This window comes from Thermogutta terrifontis (assembly GCF_002277955.1).
GTDB classification, from domain to species: domain Bacteria; phylum Planctomycetota; class Planctomycetia; order Pirellulales; family Thermoguttaceae; genus Thermogutta; species Thermogutta terrifontis.
Genome location: NZ_CP018477.1, coordinates 2,050,514 through 2,075,488 on the forward strand (window position 1 = coordinate 2,050,514; position 24,975 = coordinate 2,075,488).

Annotated in this window: 17 protein-coding genes and 1 pseudogene; 16 read left to right on the plus strand and 2 right to left on the minus strand. The window is 56.2% G+C overall.

The genetic code is table 11. The features are described 5' to 3' along the window. Nucleotides 1–374: 374 nt before the first annotated feature. The 11 genes and pseudogenes from THTE_RS07675 (at nucleotide 375) to THTE_RS07720 (ending at nucleotide 13,708) form a co-directional block, all read left to right on the plus strand. A complete protein-coding gene (locus THTE_RS07675; RefSeq protein ID WP_095414878.1) occupies nucleotides 375–1,694 on the plus strand; it encodes an ArnT family glycosyltransferase in 1,320 nt (439 codons plus the stop codon). A 243-nt stretch (nucleotides 1,695–1,937) separates the two neighbouring features. Beyond that, a complete protein-coding gene (locus THTE_RS07680) occupies nucleotides 1,938–5,195 on the plus strand; it encodes an AsmA-like C-terminal region-containing protein (protein WP_095414879.1) in 3,258 nt (1,085 codons plus the stop codon). A 178-nt stretch (nucleotides 5,196–5,373) separates the two neighbouring features. Beyond that, the gene (locus THTE_RS07685) at nucleotides 5,374–5,694 is read left to right on the plus strand and encodes a hypothetical protein (protein WP_095414880.1); all 321 of its coding nucleotides are present in this window, start codon (nucleotides 5,374–5,376) and stop codon (nucleotides 5,692–5,694) included. 209 nt (nucleotides 5,695–5,903) lie between these two features. Beyond that, a complete protein-coding gene (gene dapF / locus THTE_RS07690; protein WP_095414881.1) occupies nucleotides 5,904–6,758 on the plus strand; it encodes a diaminopimelate epimerase in 855 nt (284 codons plus the stop codon). Nucleotides 6,759–7,000: 242 nt separating this feature from the next. After that, nucleotides 7,001–7,165: pseudogene (locus THTE_RS18635) on the plus strand (DUF374 domain-containing protein); the annotation flags it as partial. A gap of 18 nt (nucleotides 7,166–7,183) precedes the next feature. Next, nucleotides 7,184–7,564: a lysophospholipid acyltransferase family protein gene (locus tag THTE_RS18395; protein WP_237260229.1), complete on the plus strand. Its 381-nt coding sequence runs from the start codon at nucleotides 7,184–7,186 to the stop codon at nucleotides 7,562–7,564. 172 nt (nucleotides 7,565–7,736) lie between these two features. Further along, complete coding sequence (gene xseA / locus THTE_RS07700) at nucleotides 7,737–8,951, plus strand: exodeoxyribonuclease VII large subunit (RefSeq protein ID WP_237260230.1); 1,215 nt, start codon at nucleotides 7,737–7,739, stop codon at nucleotides 8,949–8,951. 193 nt (nucleotides 8,952–9,144) lie between these two features. After that, nucleotides 9,145–10,167 carry a MotA/TolQ/ExbB proton channel family protein gene (locus THTE_RS18400; protein ID WP_237260231.1) on the plus strand — a complete coding sequence of 341 codons (1,023 nt, stop codon included), beginning with the start codon at nucleotides 9,145–9,147 and terminating at the stop codon, nucleotides 10,165–10,167. Continuing rightward, on the plus strand, nucleotides 10,164–10,589 hold the full coding sequence (locus THTE_RS07710; protein WP_095414884.1) for an ExbD/TolR family protein: 426 nt from the start codon (nucleotides 10,164–10,166) through the stop codon (nucleotides 10,587–10,589). Before THTE_RS18400 ends, THTE_RS07710 begins: the two co-directional genes overlap by 4 nt. A gap of 36 nt (nucleotides 10,590–10,625) precedes the next feature. After that, on the plus strand, nucleotides 10,626–11,069 hold the full coding sequence (locus THTE_RS07715; RefSeq protein ID WP_095414885.1) for an ExbD/TolR family protein: 444 nt from the start codon (nucleotides 10,626–10,628) through the stop codon (nucleotides 11,067–11,069). Further along, complete coding sequence (locus THTE_RS07720; protein WP_095414886.1) at nucleotides 11,066–13,708, plus strand: tetratricopeptide repeat protein; 2,643 nt, start codon at nucleotides 11,066–11,068, stop codon at nucleotides 13,706–13,708. The genes THTE_RS07715 and THTE_RS07720 overlap by 4 nt, the downstream gene beginning before the upstream one ends. Nucleotides 13,709–13,710: 2 nt before the next feature. Here THTE_RS07720 and THTE_RS07725 read toward each other — a convergent pair whose 3' ends face one another. Both THTE_RS07725 and THTE_RS07730 read right to left on the minus strand, forming a co-directional pair. Continuing rightward, entirely contained in the window at nucleotides 13,711–16,503 is a 2,793-nt protein-coding gene (locus tag THTE_RS07725; protein ID WP_095414887.1) for a GDSL-type esterase/lipase family protein, read from the minus strand. Nucleotides 16,504–16,700: 197 nt separating this feature from the next. Further along, on the minus strand, nucleotides 16,701–18,050 hold the full coding sequence (locus tag THTE_RS07730; protein ID WP_095414888.1) for a Gfo/Idh/MocA family protein: 1,350 nt from the start codon (nucleotides 18,048–18,050) through the stop codon (nucleotides 16,701–16,703). A gap of 659 nt (nucleotides 18,051–18,709) precedes the next feature. Here THTE_RS07730 and folE point away from each other — a divergent pair. From folE to THTE_RS07755, 5 genes are all read left to right on the plus strand, one after another. After that, the gene (folE, locus tag THTE_RS07735; RefSeq protein ID WP_095414889.1) at nucleotides 18,710–19,378 is read left to right on the plus strand and encodes a GTP cyclohydrolase I FolE; all 669 of its coding nucleotides are present in this window, start codon (nucleotides 18,710–18,712) and stop codon (nucleotides 19,376–19,378) included. A 26-nt stretch (nucleotides 19,379–19,404) separates the two neighbouring features. Further along, nucleotides 19,405–22,605, plus strand: a complete 3,201-nt coding sequence (locus THTE_RS07740; RefSeq protein ID WP_095414890.1) for an anaerobic glycerol-3-phosphate dehydrogenase subunit C — start codon at nucleotides 19,405–19,407, stop codon at nucleotides 22,603–22,605. A gap of 40 nt (nucleotides 22,606–22,645) precedes the next feature. Beyond that, nucleotides 22,646–23,110: a YkgJ family cysteine cluster protein gene (locus THTE_RS07745; protein WP_095414891.1), complete on the plus strand. Its 465-nt coding sequence runs from the start codon at nucleotides 22,646–22,648 to the stop codon at nucleotides 23,108–23,110. A 549-nt stretch (nucleotides 23,111–23,659) separates the two neighbouring features. After that, entirely contained in the window at nucleotides 23,660–23,989 is a 330-nt protein-coding gene (locus THTE_RS07750; protein WP_095414892.1) for an HU family DNA-binding protein, read from the plus strand. A gap of 215 nt (nucleotides 23,990–24,204) precedes the next feature. After that, nucleotides 24,205–24,423, plus strand: coding sequence for a hypothetical protein (locus THTE_RS07755; protein WP_095414893.1), 219 nt, complete (start codon nucleotides 24,205–24,207; stop codon nucleotides 24,421–24,423). The last annotated feature ends 552 nt before the right edge of the window (nucleotides 24,424–24,975 follow it).

Below are 24,975 nucleotides of genomic sequence, written 5' to 3' on the forward strand. Positions count from 1 at the left end.
CCCTGCACTTTTGGATAACGGACAGATAACAGCATTGTCTGGCAAAATTCGTGACAGCTCGTCCCCAGCGGGAGTCCACCGAACCACATTTTGTGGAGGGTTTTTAGGGTAACACTGGCCGGAATCTCGATAAGACCGGAAGTCGCCAGTTTTCCTGTTTAGCTTATTCGCTGCGAATTGCTGGTTTTGTTCATCCTGAAAGAATTGTGGAGACTTCTTATGTTTTCGTATATGTCTGCGCTCAACAGTTTGCCCACTCTTCAAATGTTCTGCGTTGACGCACTCGACGAGGTCCTGTAGCATACGGGCGTCAAGGCATTCTCCTCACATTGACGGGTGCTGGAGAGTTCGCATCTTACACGCTAGACGATTCCATGGATGGATACTTATATTCAGCCCGATGTTTGAGTGCCTTAGATCCATCCCGAGGTGGACTTGGGCCTTCAGATGGGATCTCCGCGTGGACGTTAGCGGGAATCTTTTCGCTGGGCCTGGGCGTGAGACTGGTGGCGGTCTATCTCTGGGGATGGCGATTTGGTGGCGGATTCATCTTTGGTGATAGCGAAAGCTATTGGCATCTTGCGCGGACGATCGCACGAGGAGAGCCCTACAGGTACGGGATCACAGGGGCCATTTTCCGCACGCCTGGATATCCCCTCATGCTGGCCCCCCTGTTTCTCGTTTTTGATGATCCACCCATCTGGATTGCACGCGTTGAAGGTGCCGTTTTCGGTGCTGTGACGGCCGTGTTAGTTTGTTTGTGGGGGAAAGAACTATTCAATAGGCACACGGGGATTATTGCGGGAATTTTGGCGGCTCTGCACCCTGAGTTGATTCTGGGGTCGGTCCCCGTGTTGAGCGAAGCAGGCTTCGCCCCGGCATGGGTGCTGGGAATGTATCTCCTTGCACGCAGTTGCAATCAGCGAGATTCCGGTGAACTCTGTGCCTGGAGGTCTTCGTTAGGTGCTGGTCTTGCATTCGGGCTGGCCACACTGATTCGCCCCAGCGCCCTTCTTTGGCTTCCCTTTCTGCTGGTCGTCCAACTCCTGGTCTGGCGGCGTCTCCTGCCTTCCTGGCGGGCCTGGGCAAGCATTGTCGTGGGGTTTGTCCTGGTGATGTTGCCATGGTGGCTTCGGAACTACTGGCTGACCGGGAAAGTTATTCTGACGACCACTCAAGTGGGGGCAAGCCTCTACGACGGTTGGAACCCGCAGGCCAGCGGCAGCAGCAACATGAATTTTGTGCCTGATAAGTTGAGGGAAGTGCAACGCCAATATCCTGACGCTCATCCGCTGTTCTGGGAACTGGAACTGGATCGACAACTGAAACGCGAGGCCGTGACGTGGGCAATCCAAAATCCTACGGCTGTCCTTCGGCTTGCATTCGTGAAGTTTCGTCGCTTCTGGAATATCGTGCCCAACGATCCGGGTTTCAATGTCTTTCCGGTGAATTTGACAATGGCAGTCGCCGCGGTGTTCACCTTCGTTCTGGCGATTGTGGGTGCCTTGCGGTGGGCCAAACAACGCGTGGTAGCAATGACATGTGTGTTGCCCGCCGTGTATTTCACACTTTTGCACATGGTTTTTGTGTCTTCACTGCGATATCGCATCCCGGTAGTGCCAGGACTGATCGTCCTGGCGAGTGCCACACTGGTATCGAGGTTTTTTGTGGCGTCCGGCGATAAAGGTGCTTAGTCAAAGGGGTGAGGTGGCGATTGTTGAGGGAGAAAGATGCAGTGCCGACAAGAATTAGCTTGCTGGAAAACGAAGGGCCTGGAAGCGAATCATGCGACCCTGCGGAAAAATGCCTGAGGTGGCGGCGGAAGAGGAATGGATCATCCTTTTAGCAAAATGAAGGTGAAAGGGACGTGATGTCTCGAACCAAAGGGTACCACACTGCTGGTAAGTTCACCGGCCCATATTGACCCCGGGAAAAATATGACCTGGCGGCAGCGGCTGATCAGAGAGATCGGTTTCTTCCTAAAATGGGGCCTTGCTGTTGCCCTGGTTGCCGGGTTTTTCTTTGCCATCTGGCTCTACAAAAGAGTGGATGACGAGCTCCGCAGCGAAATCGAGCGGCGATGTGCGCAGCTGTGTCCTCATTTGCGAATCCGAATTCGATCAGCTCAGTTGTTGCCCGGCGAGGGGATACAGCTTCGCGGGGTCCGCATCACCATCACGGATTTACCCAAGGTGACGGCTACAATCGCTGAAATTGAGGAAATCATGCTGGCTGGGCCAGTGGATTACAAGGGGTTGCTTTCTGGCGAAGTTCCCATTCAACGAGTCGTTGTCCGCCGGCCGCAGGTGCGCATCGCGTGTGGTAGCGATGGACAATGGAATATTTCTCGTTTACTTCCTCTGCCAAAGCTTGCAGGGAGCAAGCATGCCCCGATTCACATAGAAAACGGCATGGTGGAGATCGTCGATCTTCGCGGCCCGATTCCCACCGCCATCGCATATCGGGACATTCAGATGGAGATTTCTGGCGACTCTCTGCCACAATCGGACGGATCGACCGCCGGGATTCGAAAATTCCGCGGCACAATGACAGGTGATTATGTACGCCGAATCGATGTTGAGGGGACATTTGATTCCGAAGCACCATGCGTGAGACTGGCCGGCGCGGTCGACTCCCTGGAATTCTCGCCCGAGTGTCAGGCGGCATTTCCCCGGGAAGTGCGACGCACCCTGCGTCCGCTGGAACATCTTCGTGCTCAGCTTTCACTGACATTCCACCTTTTCTGGGCGGGCGGAAGCAGCACAGTCGTGGACTATGACGTCTCGGGCCAGATTCGTCGCGGACGGCTCGATGATCCAAGACTGCCGTATGCCATTACGGATATCCGCGGCTATTTCACCGCATCGCGGGATGAAGTCTCATTGACCGATGTGACGGCGTTTTCGGGGTCGACGGCATTTGTGGTGCGCTCGGCCAAACTCTTGCACTGGAACCTGGCGGAGTTGGCTGACCTCGACATGCAGATCAACAATTTGAAGTTTGATCCAGCACTTCTTCCCCTTTTGCCACCCAAACTTCAGGAGGAATGGCCGAAATACTTTCCGGAAGGAACGGTTCATCTTACTTTGCGTTTCACCTCACTCGATGACCAGCGTCACTTTCACGTCACTGCCAATTTGGAAAATGCATCGTTTGCCTATTATCGCTTTCCTTACCGGCTTCAGCAGGTTCAAGGGCGACTGGAACTCACGCCCGAGCGGCTGGGAATTCAGCTCGTGGCAATGGCGGGAACTCAGCCCGTGGAGATTCGCGGGCAGGTTCTCAATCCTCTGACGGCCCCTGTGACGCAAATCAGCATCAGCGGTCAGCGGATAGCTCTCGATGAGCGGCTGGTGAACGCTGTGCTCGATACGAAGAGCCGTCAAACGTTGCGGGCCTTGCATTTGGCTGGTTCGGCTGATGTGTGGCTTGGTTTGTGGCAGGATGAGCCGGGTGGCGTGCTCCATCGCCAGATGGAGGCGACCCTCAACGGATGCTCGATTCGATATGAAGCGTTTCCTTATCCGATTTCCGACATCACTGGCCGCATCGTGATGCGGGACGATGCCTGGTCGTTCCAGGAACTTCGCGGAAGAAGCGGTCCAGCAGAGATCTCTGCCTACGGTACGCTCCTTCCGCAAAATGGAAGTTCCACTTTACGCCTCGATTTTGAAGCGAAACATCTCCCGTTAGACAATGAATTGAAGGGCGCCTTTCGCGAAAATCACATCCGTCAGTTATGGGAAGAGCTAGATCCGGCAGGCACCGTCCAGGTACGGGGGACGCTCCTCTATACCTCAGGTGAGCCTCTCGACGTCAAATTATGGGCAAGTCCAATTGACCGGGGGCTGACCCTTCAGCCCCGATCTTTTCCCTACCGTTTGGAGGGCATCGTGGGCCAATTGAGATACGAGGCTGGAACTCTCTCATTTCATGGGCTCCGCGGACATCATGAAAACACCGAGTTTCAGGCGGATGGATCCTGCCGACTCTCACAAAACGGAGGCTGGTCACTGGATCTACGGAACTTGTGGATTGACCGCTTGATAGTGGATCGGGCGTTACTTATGGCCTTGCCGGAAGCCCTGAGCCGCCCTCTCGCCCGTCTCAATATTCAAGGGCCTCTCGTTGTGCGGGGGCAGTTCCGACTGATCAGAGAACACGACGCCTCAGATCGGGGGCCAGGAGCTGAAATGGTTGCTTCTGCCAGCGACTCGGTCGGCGGGTCGATCCCGCTTCAGGCAGCGTGGGATGTGGTGATCACCCTCGTTCAAAACAGTATGGGAACGAGCCTGGTATTCGGGAATTTGAATGGAAAAATTCTTTTCCAGGGGCAATATTCGGAGGGAAGGTTTACAGCCGATGGGTATTTGGCTCTGGACGCCCTGCAGGTGCTCGGGTTGCCGATCAGCCGGTTACGAGGACCATTTCGGGTTGACAATGAATTTGTCATTTTTGGGGGGGACTGGGCTGTCGCTGAATCCGCTCGAGAGACACCGATGGCGGGTCAACCGGCAAAGTCCCGCCAGCCTTTAACGGCGGAGATTTTTGGAGGCACGTTATCCGGAACCGGTTGGGTGCGTCTTTCCGACAAATTCGAGTACGATGTTGCGCTTTCGTTGTTGAAGTCCGATTTCACGGAGCTTGTACGAGAATACCAGAGTAACTCGTCCATCATCCGTGGGACGCTAGATGCAGCCGTGCGACTTAAAGGTCAGGGTGACGATATCCAGGGATTGGCCGGTTATGGGAATTTTCAGCTCCGGGAAGCGAATATCTACGAGCTTCCTTTGATGATCGCACTTTTGAAGATTCTGAGCATACGACAACCGGAGACCACGGCGTTCAGCGAGAGTTCAGGGCAATTTCGAATCGCTGGCCGACACGTCTATCTGGACAGCATCACCTTTTCGGGGGATGCCTTCAGCCTCACCGGCCAGGGTGAAGTAGATTTGGACGGGAACCTGCGATTGATCATGCGGGCGATGCTGGGACGCCGCGAGATTCAGGTCCCCGTGGTCAAGGAGCTGTTCCGCGGCGCGAGCGAGCAGATTGTGCTTGTTCACGTGGGAGGCAACTTGAGGGAACCAATTGTGCGGCGAGAGCCTTTCCCCGGGGTGAACGAGGCCCTCCAAAGGTTCCAACTGGGAAACAGAAGCGTTCGCGAGGGTGAGGCAATCCTCAGGGAGCGGTGAAAAGCCGACGATCTCCAGGACCTTGTTGTCCTACAGTTTGTGTTGAAACGAGCTTTGAGCAGGTGGAGTAAGCACAGGTTTGATGGGACGAGGAAGAGAGTGACAACTTCCAGAGAACGCGGCAAAGGGTTCTTCCTCCTCGGCTGTGACGGCCCGATGTCAATGAGGAGGTTGCACGATGAGTGTTGGACCACTTGGCCCCATTATCTCCGCGATTGCGGGTACGCCTTTGGCCCAGGGAAAAAGTGAGACTGATACCAGTCAAGTGGTACGGGAGGGCCAGGAGAGGCGTGTGGCAGCAGATCGGCAGGCAGAAGCCGCTGCTGGAATTGGCGAGACGGATGGAGAGAATCACGAAACGGAAGAGCGCGATGCCGATGGTCGTCGTCCCTGGGAATTGCCGCCCGTTTCGAAGAAGACAGATGAAGGCGACGATCAGAAAAAAACTCCCGCTGATCCGCACGGTGAGCTGGGACGCCTCATCGATCTGAGTGGGTGACATGAGGGAGGGAAGAGATGCAGAAGAACGGAGGTGAATCTTCGCTGGCGGTGGCCGGCCGGTAGCGATGTCGCGTGATAGCATCGCCGAAACTGTTCCAATTGGCGTTCCGGCACGATTCGCGCTCGAATTCTGCTCCACTGGAATGCGACCTGCCTGTAAAATCAATGTTTGCGCGAAGGACGTCGCATGCATGAAGGAGCGGACGGATGAGATTTGTGAAAATGCATGGCATTGGAAACGATTACATTTTCGTCGACTGCTTTGAACAGTCCCTTCCGGAGGCCCCCGAGGTTCTCGCACCGAAACTTTCCGACCGTCACTTTGGAATTGGCGGCGACGGCCTCATCCTGATCCTTCCCTCCGATGTGGCTGACGCGCGGATGCGAATCTTCAACGCCGATGGTTCCGAAGCCGAAATGTGCGGCAACGGCGTGCGATGCGTCGCCAAGTACATTTACGAAAGAGGGTTGAGCCGGAAGAATCCGCTGAGAATTGAAACCGGCCGGGGCATATTGAGTCTTCAGCTCAAGATCCAAGGAGACCGGGTTACGGAAGTGACCGTCGACATGGGCGAGCCGATTCTGGAGGCCGCGCGGATTCCCACGACGTTGCCGGGAAGTCCGGTCGTTGAAGCGCCCCTAACTTTGGATGATGGAACGTCCGTCAACGTGACATGCGTGTCCATGGGCAATCCCCACTGCGTGATCTTCACCGAGGACCTTACAGACGAGACTTTCCGTCGGCTTGGCCCGATTATCGAAAAGCATCCCGCTTTTCCCCAGCGTGTCAATGTTGAGTTCGTTCGGGTTTGTTCGCCCCAACGGGTGGAGGTGAGAGTTTGGGAACGCGGATCGGGCGAAACGCTGGCCTGCGGTACCGGTGCGTGCGCCGTCTGTGTGGCGGGAGCTCTAACCGGGCGAACAGAGCGGAAAATCACGGTTCGGCTTCCCGGGGGCGAACTAATCACGGAATGGGCACCGTCGGGAAGTGTGTTCATGACAGGGCCGGCAACCACCGTTTTCACCGGCGAATGGCCGGCCGAAATTGAGCCGGCGCGATAAACGCCATGGCGGAGCCAGCTAAGCTTTCTATGGACGGATCGCCGAAATGGCCAGTGAGGGCAGCAGCCCGTGTCACAGCGCTGTTCCTCCGTACGTGGATGAGTACATTGAACTACCGGGTCTGTTATGAGGATCGGAGTATCGACCCGGTATATCCGGAATGTGTGGGTCCAAAACTCTATCTGTTTTGGCACGAATATATTTTATTTCCGCTTTATTTACGTGGGCATTGTTACCTGACAATGCTTGTGTCCCGGCACAGAGACGCGAATTTGTTGACCGAAGTGGCCAGGGTCTTGGGGTTTGATTTCGTTCGGGGTTCAAGCCGCCGGGGGGGCGATCAGGCCCTTCGACAATTAATCGAGATTGGGCGGTGCCGGCATCTTACGATTACGCCCGACGGTCCCCGCGGACCCCGCCGCCATATGGCACCGGGTGCCGTTTACGTGGCCTCTCGATTGGGTGTACCGATTGTGCTGATGGGGTTCGGGTATCACAGGCCGTGGCGGTTGAACAGTTGGGATCGGTTCGCCATTCCGCGGCCATTTTCAAGAGCCCGTGCAATCACCAGCGCTCCCATCACGATTCCTCAGGACCTGGACCGAGAAGGCATTGAGTATTATCGCCAAATGCTGGAGAGCCGCTTGAATGGGCTGACGGAAGAGGCGGAGAAATGGGCTGAAAGTGGCCTTGCGCGTGAGAACGAGACGGCCTTATTCAAAGCCCGGGCCGCTCATCCGCCGTGGGAATGTCATCCAGAAGGCCATGAAATAGGGTTGAAACTGGTAAATCGCGCGGCATGCTAGCCGAGGAGTGGTGATTGATAGTCTTCCAGAAAGCTGTATGGATCTTGATTGATTATCAAAATCCCGCGGAATTGTCCGGGCTGTAGCGCTCTCATTGTATTACCGGATGTCTATGTCAGACGAATATGTTTTTCAATCGGTGTTATTTGAAAACCGCTCGCATGTTTTCACGGTGTCTGAGCTTACAATTCTTATTAAAGAGGTTCTGGAAAACATCTTCCCCAGTGTAGCTGTTATCGGCGAAGTAGCCGATTTGTCTGTGGCTAGATCAGGCCATTGTTATCTGACACTCAAAGACGAGGGGGCACAATTGCCAGCGGTCATCTGGCGATCGTACCGCGAACGACTCACATTTGATCTGCACGATGGCTTGCAGGTGTTGTGTCGTGGAAGGCTGGAAGTTTACCCACCCCATGGACGGTATCAACTGATTGTGGAGGAAATTGAGCCGAGCGGCTGGGGGGCCAAGGAGCTAGCCCTGCGACGGCTCAAGGAACGGTTGGCACGCGAAGGACTGTTTGATGCGGCCAGGAAGCGCCCCCTGCCCCGCTGGCCGCGTCGAATCGGCGTGATCACAAGTCCCACAGGTGCGGCGATTCACGACTTTCTCACGGCCCTGCGCGAACGCTTTCGCGCGGTTGATGTGCTCATCATTCCTGTGAAGGTTCAGGGGGAAGGAGCTGCTGAAGAGATCACGCAGGCATTCCAATGGCTGGAAAAATATGATTGGAATCTGGATGTGATTGTCCTGACCCGCGGCGGAGGAAGTATTGAGGACCTTTGGGCATTCAATGAGGAGAGTGTGGTTCGGGCGGTTGCGAGTTCAAGGATTCCGGTGGTGTCTGCAGTGGGGCATGAAATAGACGTGACGCTGGCCGACCTGGCGGCGGACGTACGAGCACTGACACCCACTGACGCCGCCTCCAAAGTGGTGCCCTCCCAGGAAGAGTTGGAAGCCGTCCTGGCGGGGTATGCAATGCGGCTTCGGGCTCATCTTGATCTGCGGCTGAAGGCGGTACGGCCCCACCTTGACGCGATGGCCTCCCGGCCCGTGTTCCGCTTTCCGAAAGATTTGGTCTATACTCGCAGCCAGGAGGTGGATGAATGGGAACGGCGCCTGGAGCACGCTGGCGACCGGTTTCTGGAGCGGAGCCGTATGGTGCTCACCACGATGGCGGCGCGACTGGAATCGCTGAGTCCCCTGGGGGTGCTTTCTCGGGGATACTCAATGACGTTGACGCACCCCGAAGGACGTGTTGTCCGAGAGGCCGCGTCACTTTCTCCAGGGACGATGGTACAGACTCGCCTGCACCAGGGAAGCTTTCTCAGTCGTGTCGAAGAAGTACACGGAGATGGTGAACCCGTCCATCCAGACCAACGAATATGATGCAACGGGCCCAGAATGTTCCATGTGTTCGGAACGTTGTCCGGACCAACGCGGTGGTTACGACGGGGTGATCACAAGGTCCATAGGCGTTGGGTAGGATAGGCGACGATTGAGGCGGTATCGGAGTTGGTCATCGACAGACGTCGCGCTTGTTTTGAGAAGGCACGCGTCAAAGCTTTGCAGAGCGGTCAACATGCAGCAAACGCTTCTCCGTCTAGGCACTCAGATAGAGAACCGCTTGCCAACGGGTCTTTTGGGCTTGTTTGGAGCGTTGATCTTCTGCGCCGTTGTTTTGGACTCGAGTTCGATTCGAGCAGCCCCACAACAACAGCGGAGTGGCTTCCTGGTGGGGTTCGAGGCGGCACCGTTTTTGCCACTCCCTGAACCCGGACCTCCGTCCGCCCAGGTGAAGGAAGGTCTGGGTGAATCGCGTGAAAAAACTGTTCAAAAAGACCAAACGACAGCGCAGCCGCAACAACCCGAGGTCGCGGAATCTAAAGCTGTTAAGAAAGACGCCGGACTGCCATCGCAGCAGTCTTCCTTCGGTGTATGGGAAATCATCAAAGCAGGCGGGACGGTGGGGTTCATCATCATCGGCCTCTCCCTGGTGGCTGGTGCCCTGGTTGTCGAGCAGCTCATCACGCTTCGTAAATCGGTGCTTATGCCCCCGGAGGTCGTGAGCCAACTGGGTCAGGCGATGGCCGCTCGCGATTCAAAGGGACTGATGGCCACTTGTGAAGCCCATCCGTGCGTCTTCACAGATGTACTGAAGGCCGGGCTGGCTGAGTGGGAAGGTGGATGGCACCAAGTGGAAAAAGCGCTGGAGGATGCCCTTACGGAATACACCGCCAAACTTCTCCGCAAAGTGGAGTATTTGTCTGTGATCGGTAACCTGGCGCCGATGCTGGGGCTGTTGGGAACGGTGGTGGGTATGATCCTGGCGTTTAAAACAGTGGCCGAGACTCAGGGGGCAGCACGGGCCGCCGATTTGGCACAGGCGATTTATCTGGCCCTTGTGACGACCGTGGAGGGGTTGATCGTCGCCATCCCCTCGCTTGCCGCCTACGCCTATTTTCGCAATCGCGTGGATGAATTGATGGCAGAAGTGGCCGTTACCCTGCAACAACTTTTGGCACCGTTGCGGCGGCGGCGTGTGGCCGCAAAGCCTCCTGTCAGTTCCTCGGGAGCACCACCGTCTGGAAGTGTCCGCGGATGAGAGCGAGCGTTCATCCGGTCAGATTGCCCGTGAAGTTGAATCTCACGCCGATGATCGACGTGACGTTTCAGCTAATTTTGTTTTTTTTGCTTGCCGGACACTTGGCTCAACAGGAAAGCGCCGTGGATCTGGATCTGCCGGTGGCACAAACCGGCCACAAAGCGATGGAGAGTCCCACGCGACGACTTGTCATCAATGTGGCCCAAGATGGAACCCTCATCGTTGGTGGTGAGATGATTGATCTCGAACGGTTGGGCCAGATTCTCTCAGCGGATCGGAAGACGAGCGAATCCCTGGAAGTGCGGATTCGAACTGATCGCCGGACACCTTACGGCAAGATCGCACCCCTTCTCATTCGCTGCACGGAGAGCGGGATCTGGAATGTTTCCTTTGCAGTTATCGGTGAAGAGACATCCCCTTAAAGGCTCCAGAAGATTGATCGTGAGTCAGGGTGCGTCATGAGACGGCAATCAGTGTTGAACCAGAAACAGGACCTGGATTTGCCGATGACGCCAATGATTGACGTCGTCTTTCAGTTGATTATCTTCTTCCTCTGCACAACCCGATTTACACCGCTTGAGCAAGTCCTGCCAACCCCACTCGATGAGTCCGGCGGCTCGCGAAGAGTGGAGTCGCCTCCACCAGAAGTTGTGAATCTGACGGAAGTTGTCATCAAGCTGGCTGATGGTCAGCCGGTCAGGATCACTCTTAATGGTCGGCAGGTGAGCGATTTCGACGAACTCGGGATGACGCTTCAGGCTGTTGCACGTGTTCGCGTGGATGTTCCCGTGGTTATCGATGCAGGCTTTGCAGTTCCAATGCAGGACGTCGTCCAGGCATATGATCTCTGCCGGAAGGTTGGTTTCCAGAAGATCCATCTTGCGGCTCCGCCACGTCCATGAAACGGTTGTTGGCTTTCTTGGTTATTCTGTTGGAGTTGGGCCTGGTGCCGTTAGAGGGCACGGCAGATGTTACTGAAGACCTGCGGTTCATTCAATCGTTGCGGTCTCGTCGTCTCTTTCGGCTGGCCGAGTATCAGTGTGAGCTCGCGTTGCAGCGGCCGGGCTTAAGTACCGGTGACAAGGCAGTACTCACCGTCCAGTTTCTGGAAACGCTCAATGAACACGCCCTTTATGCCGAAGTTGGCCGGCGGACAGCCTGCTGGCAACGGGCTCAGGAATTGACCAGCAGCTTCGAGAAAGATCACGAAGAGACCGATGGGAGCCTCGTCGTGCGCCTGTCGGGCGTGAAAGTTCTCGTGGAGCAGGGAAAAATCCTGCGGGAGGAGGCCGAGTTGACTCTTCTGGCCACACGTTCTTCGTCCTCGCTGTGGGATGAGATGATGAAGCCGTCGCGCACAGTTCTCCGGAAGGCTGGAGAGCAACTGAAGGCCCTCCGCGATGAAATCGCGCGATCACTCAGGCGCGCGCAAAAAGTGACGGAGACTGACGGCCTTCCACTTGGCGAGCAACAGCTTCTGAGCCTCGAAAAACAGGCCCAATTCTGGACAGCGCTTGCCGCATGTGAACTGGCACGGACCTATCCTGCTGGGTCGGAAGATTATCTGGCTATGCTCAATGATGCGGCGAGCAACCTCCGGGGCCTCAGTGAACTGCCGCTTGACCATCCTCTCGGCTTTCCCGCCCGGCTCTATTATGCGGATGTCAATCGACTGCTCGGCCAGAAGGAAGCGGCATGGAAAATCCTCGCCGGTCTCGATGATGAGCAACTCTCCAAAGATCGACAACAAGAACTCCTTGCGGGTCGGTTGCAATGGGCCACCACTTTTGAAGAAGAACAACTGGCCAAAACGCTGTTTGAAAGGGCCATGACAGTTGAGGTTTCACTTTCGCCACCTTTGGCTTTCGCGATGCTCGAAACCGCTACCTGGTTTTGGAAAAAAGCAGGGGAAAAAGGCGACAAAAGTTCTGAGGAGTGGGAGGTCCAGATCAAAAAGCTGGTGGAAGTCCTCAGACAGAGCGGCTCGACGTATTGGACCCACCGGGGAGAACTCCTCGTGGCGCATGCCGCGTCGGCAAGTGCAAGCGCAAACAGCACAACTCTGGATCTTTATGTGGCGGAGAACGCTTATCGAGCTGGAAGGTGGCAAGAGGCCATCGAGGCTTATGACCGTGTTGCTCAAACAGCAAAAAAAGCCGGGCAGGAGGATGTGGCCTTTCAGTGCAGTTGGGCTGCTGCGGCCATTGCCCAACAACAGTCGCTGCATCAGGAAGCGTGGCAGCGGTTCAACACGCTTGCCCAGGAGTTTCCCCACCAGGCGAAGGCGTCCCAAGCTGCGTTTCTGGCGCTGGTCAATCTTGGCCAACTGGTAGCAAAAGACGAGAAAGCATACCTCGCTCTTTACGAACGAGAACTCCGCGCGTATCTCGATCGATTCCCCCGGGGGAAAGAGGCGTATCTCGTGCGATTCCGCCTGGCGCAACTCCTTGAGTATCAATCCCGGATACAAGAGGCCGTTGGCATGTACCTGGACACCCTGGAGCAATTGCCTGCCGACCAAGGCGGAGAAACGAGTGGTAGTTCTCAGCAGGGGGATAGTACGAGTGACCTGCTGCAGGAGACCAAACGAGAAGAGGTGCTTGAAAAAGTCTTCCTGGGGCTCGATCGGTGCCTGTCCGTTCTCTGCGCGGGGACAAGGCAGGATTTCTCCGCGGAGGCTCGCCAGGTTGCGCAGCGTCTTCATGCCTGGAGTATCGTCGGGAACGGGGATCGCACGGATCAGCGCTATCGACTCATGGCCGAGGAGCGCGCCATCCGACTGATGCTGTGGGAATGCGGTGATCCCGTATTCGCGGAAAAAATTCTCCTAACACGGTTCCCCGATCCAGATCATTTTTGGAAAGAATTCCGAACGCTAAGCAATGACGTCTCAAGCACATCCGGGTGGATAACCCTCTGGCTGGAGGTCATGGCTCAATTGGGGCGAGAAAGAGAGGCACAGTATTGGTGCGAACAACTTCGCCATCTGGAGTTTGATGTTCGCTGGGAATGGGCGAGCGGCGTCACCGAGAAACTCTCCCAGGCAAAACCGAATCGAGCTCAGGCGATCGCCCGATGGGTTGTGGCAGCGGTCCCGGACTTTGTCCAGCAATACGCGACACATCCCCAAGATTGGAAGGTCCAAGCCGGTTTGAAGTATGCCCGGCTGCTCGTGATGGCAAACCTCCATGAGGACTCGCTGGGCTGGATGCGCCGCCTGGCGCAGGAATTTCCTGAACATGGTGAAATTCAGGAAAACCTTGCGCTTCTTTTGGCTTATTCGGACGACGTTTTGCTACGGAACGAATCTCTCCAGAAATTTCAGGAAATTGCTCGGCGAACGCCGGAGGGATCTCCTCGGTGGTTTCGGGCAAAGTATATGACGGCCTGGTTGCTCCACAATTTAGGGAGAACACGCGATGCCTGGGAGATGCTGAGTCTGCTTGAAACTCTCCACCCTGACCTGGGAGGAGAGCCCCTGAGGGGGAAAATCTTGTCCCTGAAAGACGAATGCCAGAGACATTCGCCGCAAGACAGATAAAATCATCCGGATTTTTTGGGTAGGTTGTCGCCCAGCAGTTGCTCTACCACCGGTTTCAGGAGTTCCGACCACAACTGGTATCCCTTGTCGCTCAGATGAAGGCCGTCGTTGACGAAAAGGTCTGGTTGCGGATGGCCATCGGGGCCCAGCATGGGTTTCTCGACGTCCAGAAAATGCACTTTGGATTCCGGATGGGCCCGGCAGTATTCCTCAATGAGATGGTTGGCGGCTCGAATTTTGTCGATCAGATGCCATCGGGCAAGCGATGGCTTGATCCCGATGAAGATGACCGGGGCGGTGACACCTTCGGAACGGATGACCTGCAGGAAATCGGCGAAGCGCCGACAAACGATCTCCGGTGATGCCCCGGCTCCAATGTCGTTGTCCCCGGCATAGAAGACAATCAGTTGAGGGTGGTAGGGAGCAATAATGCGCTTCGCGTAATGGGTAACCTCATGAATCTGTGAGCCGCCAAAGCCCCGATTGATTGTGATCCAGTGGGGAAACCATCGCGACACATCCCATCGCACGATGCTGGAACTTCCCACGAAGAGAATGGCTCCGTCGGGTGGCGGATGAAGTTTGTCTGCTTCTTCGAATTTCTTGATGGCGGATTCCCAGCGTTCGGGCCCCGTGTCCTTTTTCTTCTCCTCGTAACTCGCAAGCCTCGCGGAGATCGCACGCCGCCATGACAGCAGTGCGCGATTCGCAGGTCGCGGGCCGATTTTCTCAAAAGGAATCGCCTCAAATCCTGGAAGTGTGGATTGAAGGGGGGCATCCGGCTTCAGCCGCCAGTCTTCGGTCTCGGGATTGACAAAGAAACGGGCTGTGGCCTCCAGCGGAAGTATCACATTGTTTTCCATGACGAGGTACGACCGCGCACGATTCTCGATGTTTTCCCAGGTTCCCCCGAAGCAAAGGTTTTTGCGAATGATATTGCCTTTCGGTGCCGCAGGTTCGTCCTCGAGGATATTGACCAGTGTCGGATAGGCTTTTCGCCAGAGTTCACTCTTATAGGGCATGGCTTTGAGACGCTCCGTCATTGTCGTGGGCACGTGGTAGGAAGCCCAGCCGAGAGCGCGGGCATCGACATGCACTGCCGGGCGGCAGTCAATGAATATGTTATTCTCTACGAGATTGTCTCGCCCACCTCCGATAAATGCAGCGCGTGTTACCTGATAAAAGATATTGTTGGTGATTTGTGTGCCGCAGAACATATCGTCCAGGTACACTCCCATACAGCCGCGGTTTTGAAAACCCGATATATGATGAAAGTAATTCCAGGAGATGACGGTCCCCCGCATGGTCCAGTCACGGCCGGCGTAGATCGCTCCCGCATCGTTGGACTCCAGGCAGACGTGGTCGATCTCGTTCCATGAAATTGTGTGGTTGTTACCGGAAAAACCGACCGCCTGATGGGGCGCATGGTGGATGTGATTATGGAGGACATGCTGTCCAACGCCGCCGATCGAGACTCCCGCGCGATACATGGGATGGATTTGCCCGTAGTCATGGATTTCGTTATCCTCCACGATGTGGCCTGCGGGCGAGAGCGTGGCCCGATCGCCCCCTGTGGCGGAGACGCCCCCTTCGCCGAGTTCATGGAGATGACTCTGGCGTACGACGCACTGACGACCTCCACGTATCTGAACCGCCCAGCCACCCGTCAATAGGAATTCACAGTTTTCGACGGTGCAATTTTCACAATTCTCGCACACCAGTGCCGTGCCGCGACAATGGGCGAGCCGCAGACCCCGCAAGGTGACATTTCTTACTGAAACCAGTTGCATAATTCCAGAACTGACAGAAACGGTGGGCTGGCCATCTTCAAGGCGGGCGGGATCGGTGGGAGAGTCGGGCGGCCAGAAATAGAGCTGGCCCGTTACTCTGTCGAGATAATATTCGCCCGGTGTGTCGAGTTCACTGAGGAGATTGAAGGCATACCACCACTGTCCTTTTCGGTAGCCATAGTAATGGTAAGGTGGTTTAACAGCAATGAGGGAACGATCGGGATCAATGAGGGCGACCGGATGCCGCTGGTCGGACCAGTCCCAGAACCAGTAGCCATGAACCCAGGGGTCCTTCTCCTTCACCCAGCGGGATGGACGATTGCCCTCGTAAATAAACTTGCCGACTTTGTCGCCCTTTTTACCGCGTACGTCGATGGGCTGTTCACCCAATACGTCCACAATTTTGGTAAAACCCTGGTTCGGCCATCGCGCTAATGTCATTCGGCGATTTTGATAGCAAAGCTCGAGACCTCCGCCTCCCGCCGAGCCGTAGTCGGACACCCCAAGTTCTTTAAGATCGGCAATGAAGACGTGCTCGCGTGCCTCTTGAGGGAGGAGCGGCGACACGTTGGCCACCTCAATCGCACGTTTCCAGTTCGTGACGAGTCGTCCGCCACTCCATACCACGGCGCCAGGCGTCTTTGCTTCAAATTCGAGGCTGGCGATCGACTTCGGTAGATCACGGAGGGTAACGGGTTCGGACAATTCCAGCCGGCCAGGTTCGAAAATGACCTTGACCCTGACAACAGTGCCTTTTTCTGCAACTTGATTCAAGGCCTGGCGGAGTTGGGCAAGTGTCCGCCATGGTCCGGTGCGATTTTTGGCATCCGGAGAAGGCGACAGCCCGGACCACTCATCGTTTCCCTGGGCAGAAACGTAGAAGGTGACCTGGCCCGACGCTGCTTCCTCGCCAGATGCGATCGCCCCTTGTGGCAACAGCCACCCGGTGATCAGGCAACTCAAGATCGCCCAGCGGACAAGAGTGCCTTTTGTTTCAGCAAGCATGGTGCAACTTTCCTTATTCGAGGAAATCAAAGAAGTGACTGTCGTCCCTTAAAGCAATACTCCAGCTGTGGTTCGTAGACCACTTGACGGAGATGTCAAACATCAGGCCGTGTAACCCTCTGCTCGCACCCTGCGGCTCACTGGGTTGAGATGGGTTGAGAAATGCGAGCCAGTCCTCGCTCAGCGGATTGCACGCATCACACCGTGTCTGGATTGGGATGTTGCCACGGGGCCCGGTAGGGGCGTGCCAGCCGTTGGTTGGCGGCTTCGTCCCCAACCGCCCGGAGCTTTTCCGGATCCCAGGTGATATCGCGCCCTAGCTCTAGGGACACATTGGCGAGGATACAGCAAGCGGAGGAAATGAAACCCTGCTCGATATCGGCCACCGGGCGGCTCCGGGAATCCACGGCGTCCAGGAAGTTTCGAATGTGCCTGCGGATCGCCGGCGCTACGTGACGTTCGAGGTCCTTTTCCGTCCGGTCCTCGGGGTATTGATCCAGCTCGTACTGAACGTCCTGGTGCACCGGTTCCCCCTGGCCTTCCGGAATAAAGTCGTAGCGGAAGACACTCGCGTGGAGCGTGCCTTTGTCCCCGTAGAACGTAGCTCCCCATGGATAGTCTGGATTGGGAGCCTTGCCCCATGTGCGGTGCTCCCACACGACCGTGACATCTCCGAAATCAAACACGGCCGTTTGTGTGTCCGGAACGTTGGCCATGCTCTCCCTGTCTACGAGGATACCACCGGCCGAAGAAATACGTTTTGGCCAGCCCAGATCCAGCATCCAGCGGACCATGTCCAGCATATGGATGCACATATCCCCGATGATTCCGTTGCCGAATTCTTTGAAGGAACGCCATCCCCGGGGATGAATGGCGGGGTTATACGGTCTGTAGGGGGCGGGACCACACCAGAAGTCCCAGTCCAGGTACTCAGGCGGGGGCTGGTCGGGCACACTTCCCCGCCGTCTCATGTGGTAGTAGCAATAAATCTCCACATGGCCGATCTTACCAAGTTTGCCCTCTTTGATGAAACGATCCCGCGCTTCAATGAGATGAGGAGTGCTGCGTCGCTGCGTGTTGACCTGCACCACACGGTTGTATTTCCGCGCGGCGGCGACCATGGCGGCCCCCTCCATGACGTCCACACTGATAGGTTTCTCCACGTAGACGTCTGCTCCCGCTTTCATGGCCTCGATGGCGGCCAAGGCATGCCAGTGATCGGGAGTGGAAACCTGGACAATATCGAACTCGTTTTCCGCCAACATCTTGCGGAAATCGCGATATGTTTGTGGCTTTTTGCCGGATTTCTGGCGCTCCGCCACAATCTGCGCTGCTTCCTCAAGCATTCGGCCATCCACGTCGGCCAGGGCCACAACTTCGCACGGTTCTACCTGAAGAAAGCGAAGGAGGACGCTCTTTCCGTACCATCCGCATCCGATCAGACCTATGCGGCGAGGTTTGGTTCGGGTCAAGCCCACGGCATAGCCGGGCATCGTGGATAGTGTTAGGCCGGCTGCTCCCAGTTTGAGAAAATCGCGTCTGCGCATGGCGTGCCTCCTCATCTTGCGATAAGTCAACCAGTTCGTAAGGTTCGCATGATGTAATGACAGCTAACTCCCTTATCAGAACGGTAGTGCGTTCCTGCTGTTAATTCGGTACAAGTTGCCGCGCTCCAGTCTGTTCAATGTTCGCGCAGCCGACGTACTCCCCACAAGTGGTGAAGTCTGCGCTCAATGATGGTTTCTTCGCATCACTCAGCACCGGCTTGCGGTAGGATACCGGCCGACATCGGTCTTGTCCAGTATCGGCCCTTTTTTGATGTTTCTCTTTGGCACACCACGGCTGCAGCGTCAATGCCTACAGAGTTTCCCGGCGAGGCGGTATGATAGCGCACGGGCCCGTAAAGTATTGTGGAAAGGCGAAATGAAGGCTGATCCAAAATGAGTGTCCGCGTCGAACTGCTGAAGCTTCCTTTCCAAAAGGAGCTGTCCGGAAGTGTTCTGGGGAGTATGATTATTGGTTTGGGACAGTTGGGCCACAGGTGTTGCTGCCGTCCAGAAACCAGGCGGGCACCGCGACAGCGGTAGCAAGGAATTCCCGACTGAATTACCTCCGGATCGAATAGTCAGAGCCTGAACTGGGCTGGTATTAAAGGAGTTTTTTGACGGCGAAGCACATGGAGCTTTGTTGTCGAGGGTGATTGCCAATGAATCGTGAAGTTGATCATATTGAAGCAACGCGATCTTGTCGGGATGCCAAGCAGGCGGGTCAAGAGCCGAGAGACAAACTGTCGGCGACGCAGGAGTATCAGGTGGATTTGCCCCGCATCGAGCGGGCTGTGCGGGAAATCCTTCTGGCTGTAGGCGAAGATCCCGATCGAGAAGGTCTGCGGGAGACACCCGCACGTGTGGCCCGCATGTATGCTGAGCTCTTCCGCGGATTACGACTGGATCCGCGTAGGCATCTCAAAAAAGTCTTCACCGAAAAATACGACGAAATCGTTGTCGTCAAGGACATCAGCTTCGAGAGTGTTTGCGAGCACCATTTGATGCCTTTCATGGGCAAGGCCCATATTGCTTATCTACCAGGAGGAAAAGTGGTTGGCCTGAGCAAACTGGCGCGGGTGGTGGAAGACGTTTCGCGGCGTCCGCAGGTCCAGGAGCGCATGACGGAAGTCATTGCCGATCTGCTGATCGAAGAGCTTGACGCGAAGGGGGTGGCTGTGGTTGTGGAGGCCATTCACACCTGCATGACGGTGCGGGGAATTCGCAAACCGGGTGCCATCTGTGTGACGTCAGCGTTGCGAGGGGCGTTTCGCACAAATCCTTCCACCAGAGCGGAGGTCATGACCCTAATTTATAATGGCCGTCAGTAAAGGTGTGCTTCTCCGGTGGTTATGGCATGGCGATCGAAGCCTGGGAGCAACAGCGGGTCCGCGTTTACGAGGACCTTTCCGGGTTGGTCAAGGGAAGGGTCCTGGCGGAGCCTGTTCTGCTTGAATTGTTTGCCCGGGATGCCAGCATCTTTCATATTCGTCCCCTCGTGGTAGTTCGGCCTCAATCCACGGCCGATGTATCGGCGTGTCTCCAGTACTGTGCCGAACACCGTCTCCCGGTCCATGCACGAGGCGCGGGGACAGGGTTGGCAGGAGAGTGCCTGGGACCCGGCGTGGTGCTCGATTTTTCCGCCTACATGCGGCGGTTGATTTCTGTTGAAGAGCGCGGCCGATTCGTTCGCGTCCAACCAGGGGTGGTGTTGGAACGTCTCCAGCGGCATCTCAAAAGTTTTGGCAGAAAAGTGGCGCCAGAGCCGTTCAATTCCGAGGTGACCACTGTGGGCGGCTCCATCGCCCGGGAAGCGTGGACCAGTCGATCTCTCAAATACGGACTGTTGGGTGACTATGTGCGCGAGGTGACCGTGTGTCTTGCTGACGGTACCCGCGTCCATTTTGGCCAGGAATCTCTCGCGGAACATGCCGCGTCGCCGACTTTGGCACCCAAAAGTCGTCTTGTGTTGCAGGTTGCCCAATTGCTTCGGACCTATGAAGAGAATCGCACCATAAAAGGACGACCGAGGCTCCGCTCCGGGTATCGGCTGGAAGGCATTCTCGCGGACGGCAAACTTAACATGCCGAAACTGCTGGCTGGATCGGAGGGGACTCTGGCGGTAATTGTCGAGGCGACCTTGGAAACCGTTCCCACACTGCCGGGCAGAGCGGTGGGACTTTTGCTCTTTGACAAACTGGAACCGGCATTTGATGCGGCGCTTGAGATATTGAGCTTTCGCCCGCTGGCGTGCGACCTGATGGACCGCCGTCACCTGGGACTTGCTCGGGAGGCGGAATCATGGTTTGAGCGTTTGATTCCCGAAAGCGTCGAAGCCGCGGTATTGATCGAAATTGAGGGATTGGATGTCGAGGAAGCCCGTCAAGAACTTCAAGGCCTAATTGAAAACCTGCGGACGCGCAAGCGATTGGAGTTTTCTGCGCGGATAACAACTGACGAGTCAGAAATCACTTTCCTGTGGAAGCTGGCGCGAATTCCGCAACCGATCCGATCTCTCGGATCACGGAAATCGCGGCCGTTGCCGGTGGCGGACGACGTGGCGGTTCCGCCTGAGCAACTTGGTACCTGCGTCTTCGCCCTGCAACACCTTCTCAACAAGCTGGAAGTCTCTGCCGCCGTCTATTGCCAGGTCAGTCAGGGACAGATTCATCTCCAGCCGTTTCTCCAGGAGTCGGAACTAAGTGATGCCCAGCGGATCCGCCAGGTCTGCGATGCAGTGTACGAGCATGTCCTCAGTTGTGGAGGAAATGTGGGCCTGGGCCGAGGCTGTGGGCTGAGTCGCAGTGCCTATCTGGCTCGGCAGTGGGGACCGGAATACGCGCTCCTTGTAGAGCTCAAAAGAATATTTGATCCCCTGGGACTTCTGAATCCCGGAAAAATTGTCGCGGATTCCTACACCCGTGAATGGTGGCAATTCCTGGGCCGCCACGTGCGAGCCGACTGGACCGCCTCTACTGTTGCAGTGACCAATTCGGTGAGCCTGGAAGACTCACTCGACCATGGAAGCACACGTGACTATGGGCCGACTCCGGAAAGGAACTCCTCGTCTTGTCCCCCCATCGACACAGTCCCTCAGGAGCAGCAAGGATCTGGAGCCACAAATGGAGGGACGGCGCTAGATTGTGTGAACTCGGTAGAAGGAGATGATTCGGATTCTCCTCCCGAGGCCGACAGGCCGGATGAACGGCTGCCAGACATCCTTGTTTCGCAACTGGATTGGCATCCCCAGGCGGTTGCGTCCGTGGTGTCTCAATGTACTGCCTGCGGTCATTGCCGGACGCAGGGGCCCGGACTACGCATGTGCCCGCTTTTTCGTGCACAACCCTTCGAAGAGGCGTCGCCTCGAGCCAAGGTGACTCTGGTGAGGGCCATTTTGACGGGGGACTTGCCGCTCGAGACCATCACCGAGGACACCTTTCGCGCGATCGCCGACCTGTGTGTACACTGCCACATGTGCCGGGTAGAGTGTCCCGCGCAGGTGGATGTGCCTCACCTGATGATGGAGGCCAAAACAGCGAACACCGCCGCACATGGCCTTCCGTTTTCAGACTGGTTGCTTAATCGGATTGAGATAGTGGCTGCATGGGGCGCGCGTGTAGCGCCGTTTGTCAATTGGGCCTTGCAAAATAAACAATTGCGGTGGCTCTTGGAAAAGGTTACTGGCATTGCTCAGGCACGGAAATTGCCTCGGCTGGAAAAAACAAGCTTTCTGCGCATTGCGGCAAGACGCCACCTCCATCGACCCCCGCGCCACGGTGGTCCCAAGGTGGCCTACTTTGTTGATGTCTTCGCGACCTGGTTCGATCACCGATTGGCCGAGGCTTTAATTGAAGTATTTGAGCACAACGGAATTGGGGTATACGTCCCTCTAGACCAGCGAGGTGCAGGAACAGCGGCCCTCACATCGGGAGATGCCGATTATGCCCGGCGGGTGGCACGTCGGAACGTGATGGTACTGGCGGAAGCCGTTCGTCAGGGATATGACGTGGTGACGACCGAACCGGCGGCGGCCCTCAGCTTGACCCGGGAGTATCCCGAGATCCTTGATGAAGAGGATGCACGGCTTGTCGCCGCTCACACGTTTGACGCCTGCGATTATTTGTACCGGCTGTATGAAGCGGGCAAATTGAGGTTGGACTTCCAAGAGATACCGCTCAGGTTGACGTATCACTGGCCCTGCCGTCTTCGTGCGCTGGGTGTGGGACAGCCTGGACGTCAGCTCCTTGAACTGATTCCCGAGCTTCGCGTCACAACGGGGCCGGACGGATGTTCGGGAATGGCTGGGACGTACGGATTGAAGCATGCCCATTACCGAACCAGTCTCCGGGTCGGCTGGCCACTTCTCAATGCAATGCGCGACGCCCAGGTGGAAGCCGGAGTGACGGAATGCAGCACCTGCCGGATCCAGATGGAGCAGGCCACGGCGAAGCCCACGCTTCACCCAATCAAGATTTTGGCGGTTGCCTATGGCCTTTGGCCGGGCGGAAAGAATGCGTTGCTTCGACCGAGCCAGGAACGCACATTGGCCGAAAATTAGACCGCAAAATTTTCGTACGTTTTTTTCGGGACCTGAAAGGATGAAAAAGACCAGCACGCAAGCCAGACGGACTTCCAAACCCCGGACTGCTCCCGAGCCCTGGTACGCGGCCGGGCTCCGATTTGAATGTACGGGATGTGGGTATTGTTGTTCGGGACAGCCGGGCTATGTGTATGTCACGGAGGAAGAAATTCGTGTACTTGCCGATCGGTTGAAGATGGAAGTGCAGGAGTTTGAAGCCCTGTTTGTCCGCGAATTACCCGGCGGAGAGAAGAGTCTTGTAGAGCGTCCCAATGGAGACTGTGTTTTTCTGGACCTCTACAGCCGACGATGTCTGGTGTACGAAGTCCGTCCGCGGCAATGCCGGTCATTCCCTTTTTGGCCCTCTCAATTACGGAGCGAGCGAGATTGGGAGAAGGTATGCCGCACTTGCCCCGGTTGCGGACGGGGAAGGCTCTACTCCCGGGAGGAGATTGAGCAGTGGGCGAGCCTCATCGATATCTAACGCCTCAGGTTTGCTATGTCGATTGGTGTAAATTAGTTAATTGCGGCACTTTGCGAGGTTCGCGCGGGCTTTGGAACACGGCCCAATCGGTTCGGATTTTTGCCACTATTTTTTCGGGAAGATTTACAACCCGCGCTGGCAGTTGTCGCCACCGCGTTCTTGTCGTGATCGCGTGTCGTCTGACATCGGCGGGATCGAGCCATCCAGCTTCCCGTTGCCCCATCGCAGTCGCGGGGAATTTTCAATCTGGTTAGAGTTTTCCGAAGTTTGCGCCGATAATGATTTTGAGCAGAGAAGCGGCAACCATGCCCGACGCAGTAGCTCCACGTGCGACTCAAATGCGTTGGTATCTCGCCATCGAGGTTAAGACAGTGCCCGGCAGCGTCCACTTGGAACCGCCAAGGCGTGCCTCCAGGACGGATTGAGGTTAGCTTCGGGAAAATCGGGGGCTTGACACTAGTTTCGCTCTGGCCTAATGTTACAACTGGCTGGTAGCAACACGAAACGGCGTGGAAGCGATTTGACCGGAGCTAATCGGAGGAGCCAATTGTGACTAAGCGAGATATCGTGCGACAGATTGCGGAGGAACTAGGACTCCCCCAGTCGCAGACGCGAGAGGTTGTTCAGCGCACATTTGACGCCATCATCGATATCCTGACGACGGAACACAAAATTGAGCTGAGAAACTTCGGGGTTTTCAAGATTAAGCTGCGAAAATCGCGACGAGCGATGAATCCGAAGAAAAAAACGGAGATTCGGGTCCCAGAGAAGTTTGTGGTCCGCTTTAAACCCGGCAAGGAGTTGAGAAAACGACTGGAGGCGATGTCGAAAAAGCTCAAATCCGCGACTAAGGAAAGCGTTCCCAGGACGCCCGCCTGATGCAGTGGGGCCAGTCCGAGGGCAGTTATTGGGAAAAACGGGCTTGAAGCAATGGAAATATGACCAGGATGGATAAATGGGGCTGAGTGGGGGTTGCGAGGGTTGGATCTGATTTTTGAATGATAACAAACACCGCAGGCAAGGGAAAACAAATTAGCCGCGACCACGGTCTTCAGAGGGCCAAATCTGGATTTTGGTGCAACGGAGTGCGCCTTATGCAAAAGCTTGTTCTCGCTGTGATTTCCTGTCTTTTGCTGACGATGGCTGTCGGGTGTGTGGTGCCGATCTACTCGGCCGACCCGGACCGGAGAGTCCAGCAGTTGATCTACACGTCTGAGGACTTGCGGTTGCTGCTGGATGAATGGGAACGGGCGTGGATGCTGGACCATCCCGACCATATGACGCCGTACCGTACCCACGGCGGTATTATCTGAACCGATGTTGATCCATACGAACCGCCGGATAACCGATCGGCTGGTGGGTTGCTGGTCCGCCCAGGATGGGCCGTCAGAGCCGGGGGAAGCCGGTAACCAAATGTTGCTTTGACGGCTGGCCGGCCCTGCCGTTACAGCCGGCCGGAGTTCCGGATGTTCGTCGGGTTGACGTTTCGGGAACAGAACCACGATGGTGTAGTTTTATTGATGGCGCGCCCTGCACCGCGCGGGAGTCAGCATAAGCGATAGGACCGGCGATGAAGTTGGTCCTATCGCTTTTTCGCTTTTCCAATCCCGCACGCATGACGTCGCCTTGGCGGCGCTCCGATCGAGTCCAAGCGGCATCACGAAGGCCTGTGCGAGAAACCGACTCGAAATTAAGTGCGATGCCGAAATCGGAACGCAGTTCCGGCCTTTGACAGAAGCCGATCTCCCGCCGAGGCGAGCATTGTCGCAAACCGCCGAAGTAAAGCCAGCCCGCGTTGTTAGCTCGTCCGCGGTGTAATAGATTGAAAAGAATCGGACGCAGCCTGCACGTCCCGATGGCTTGTC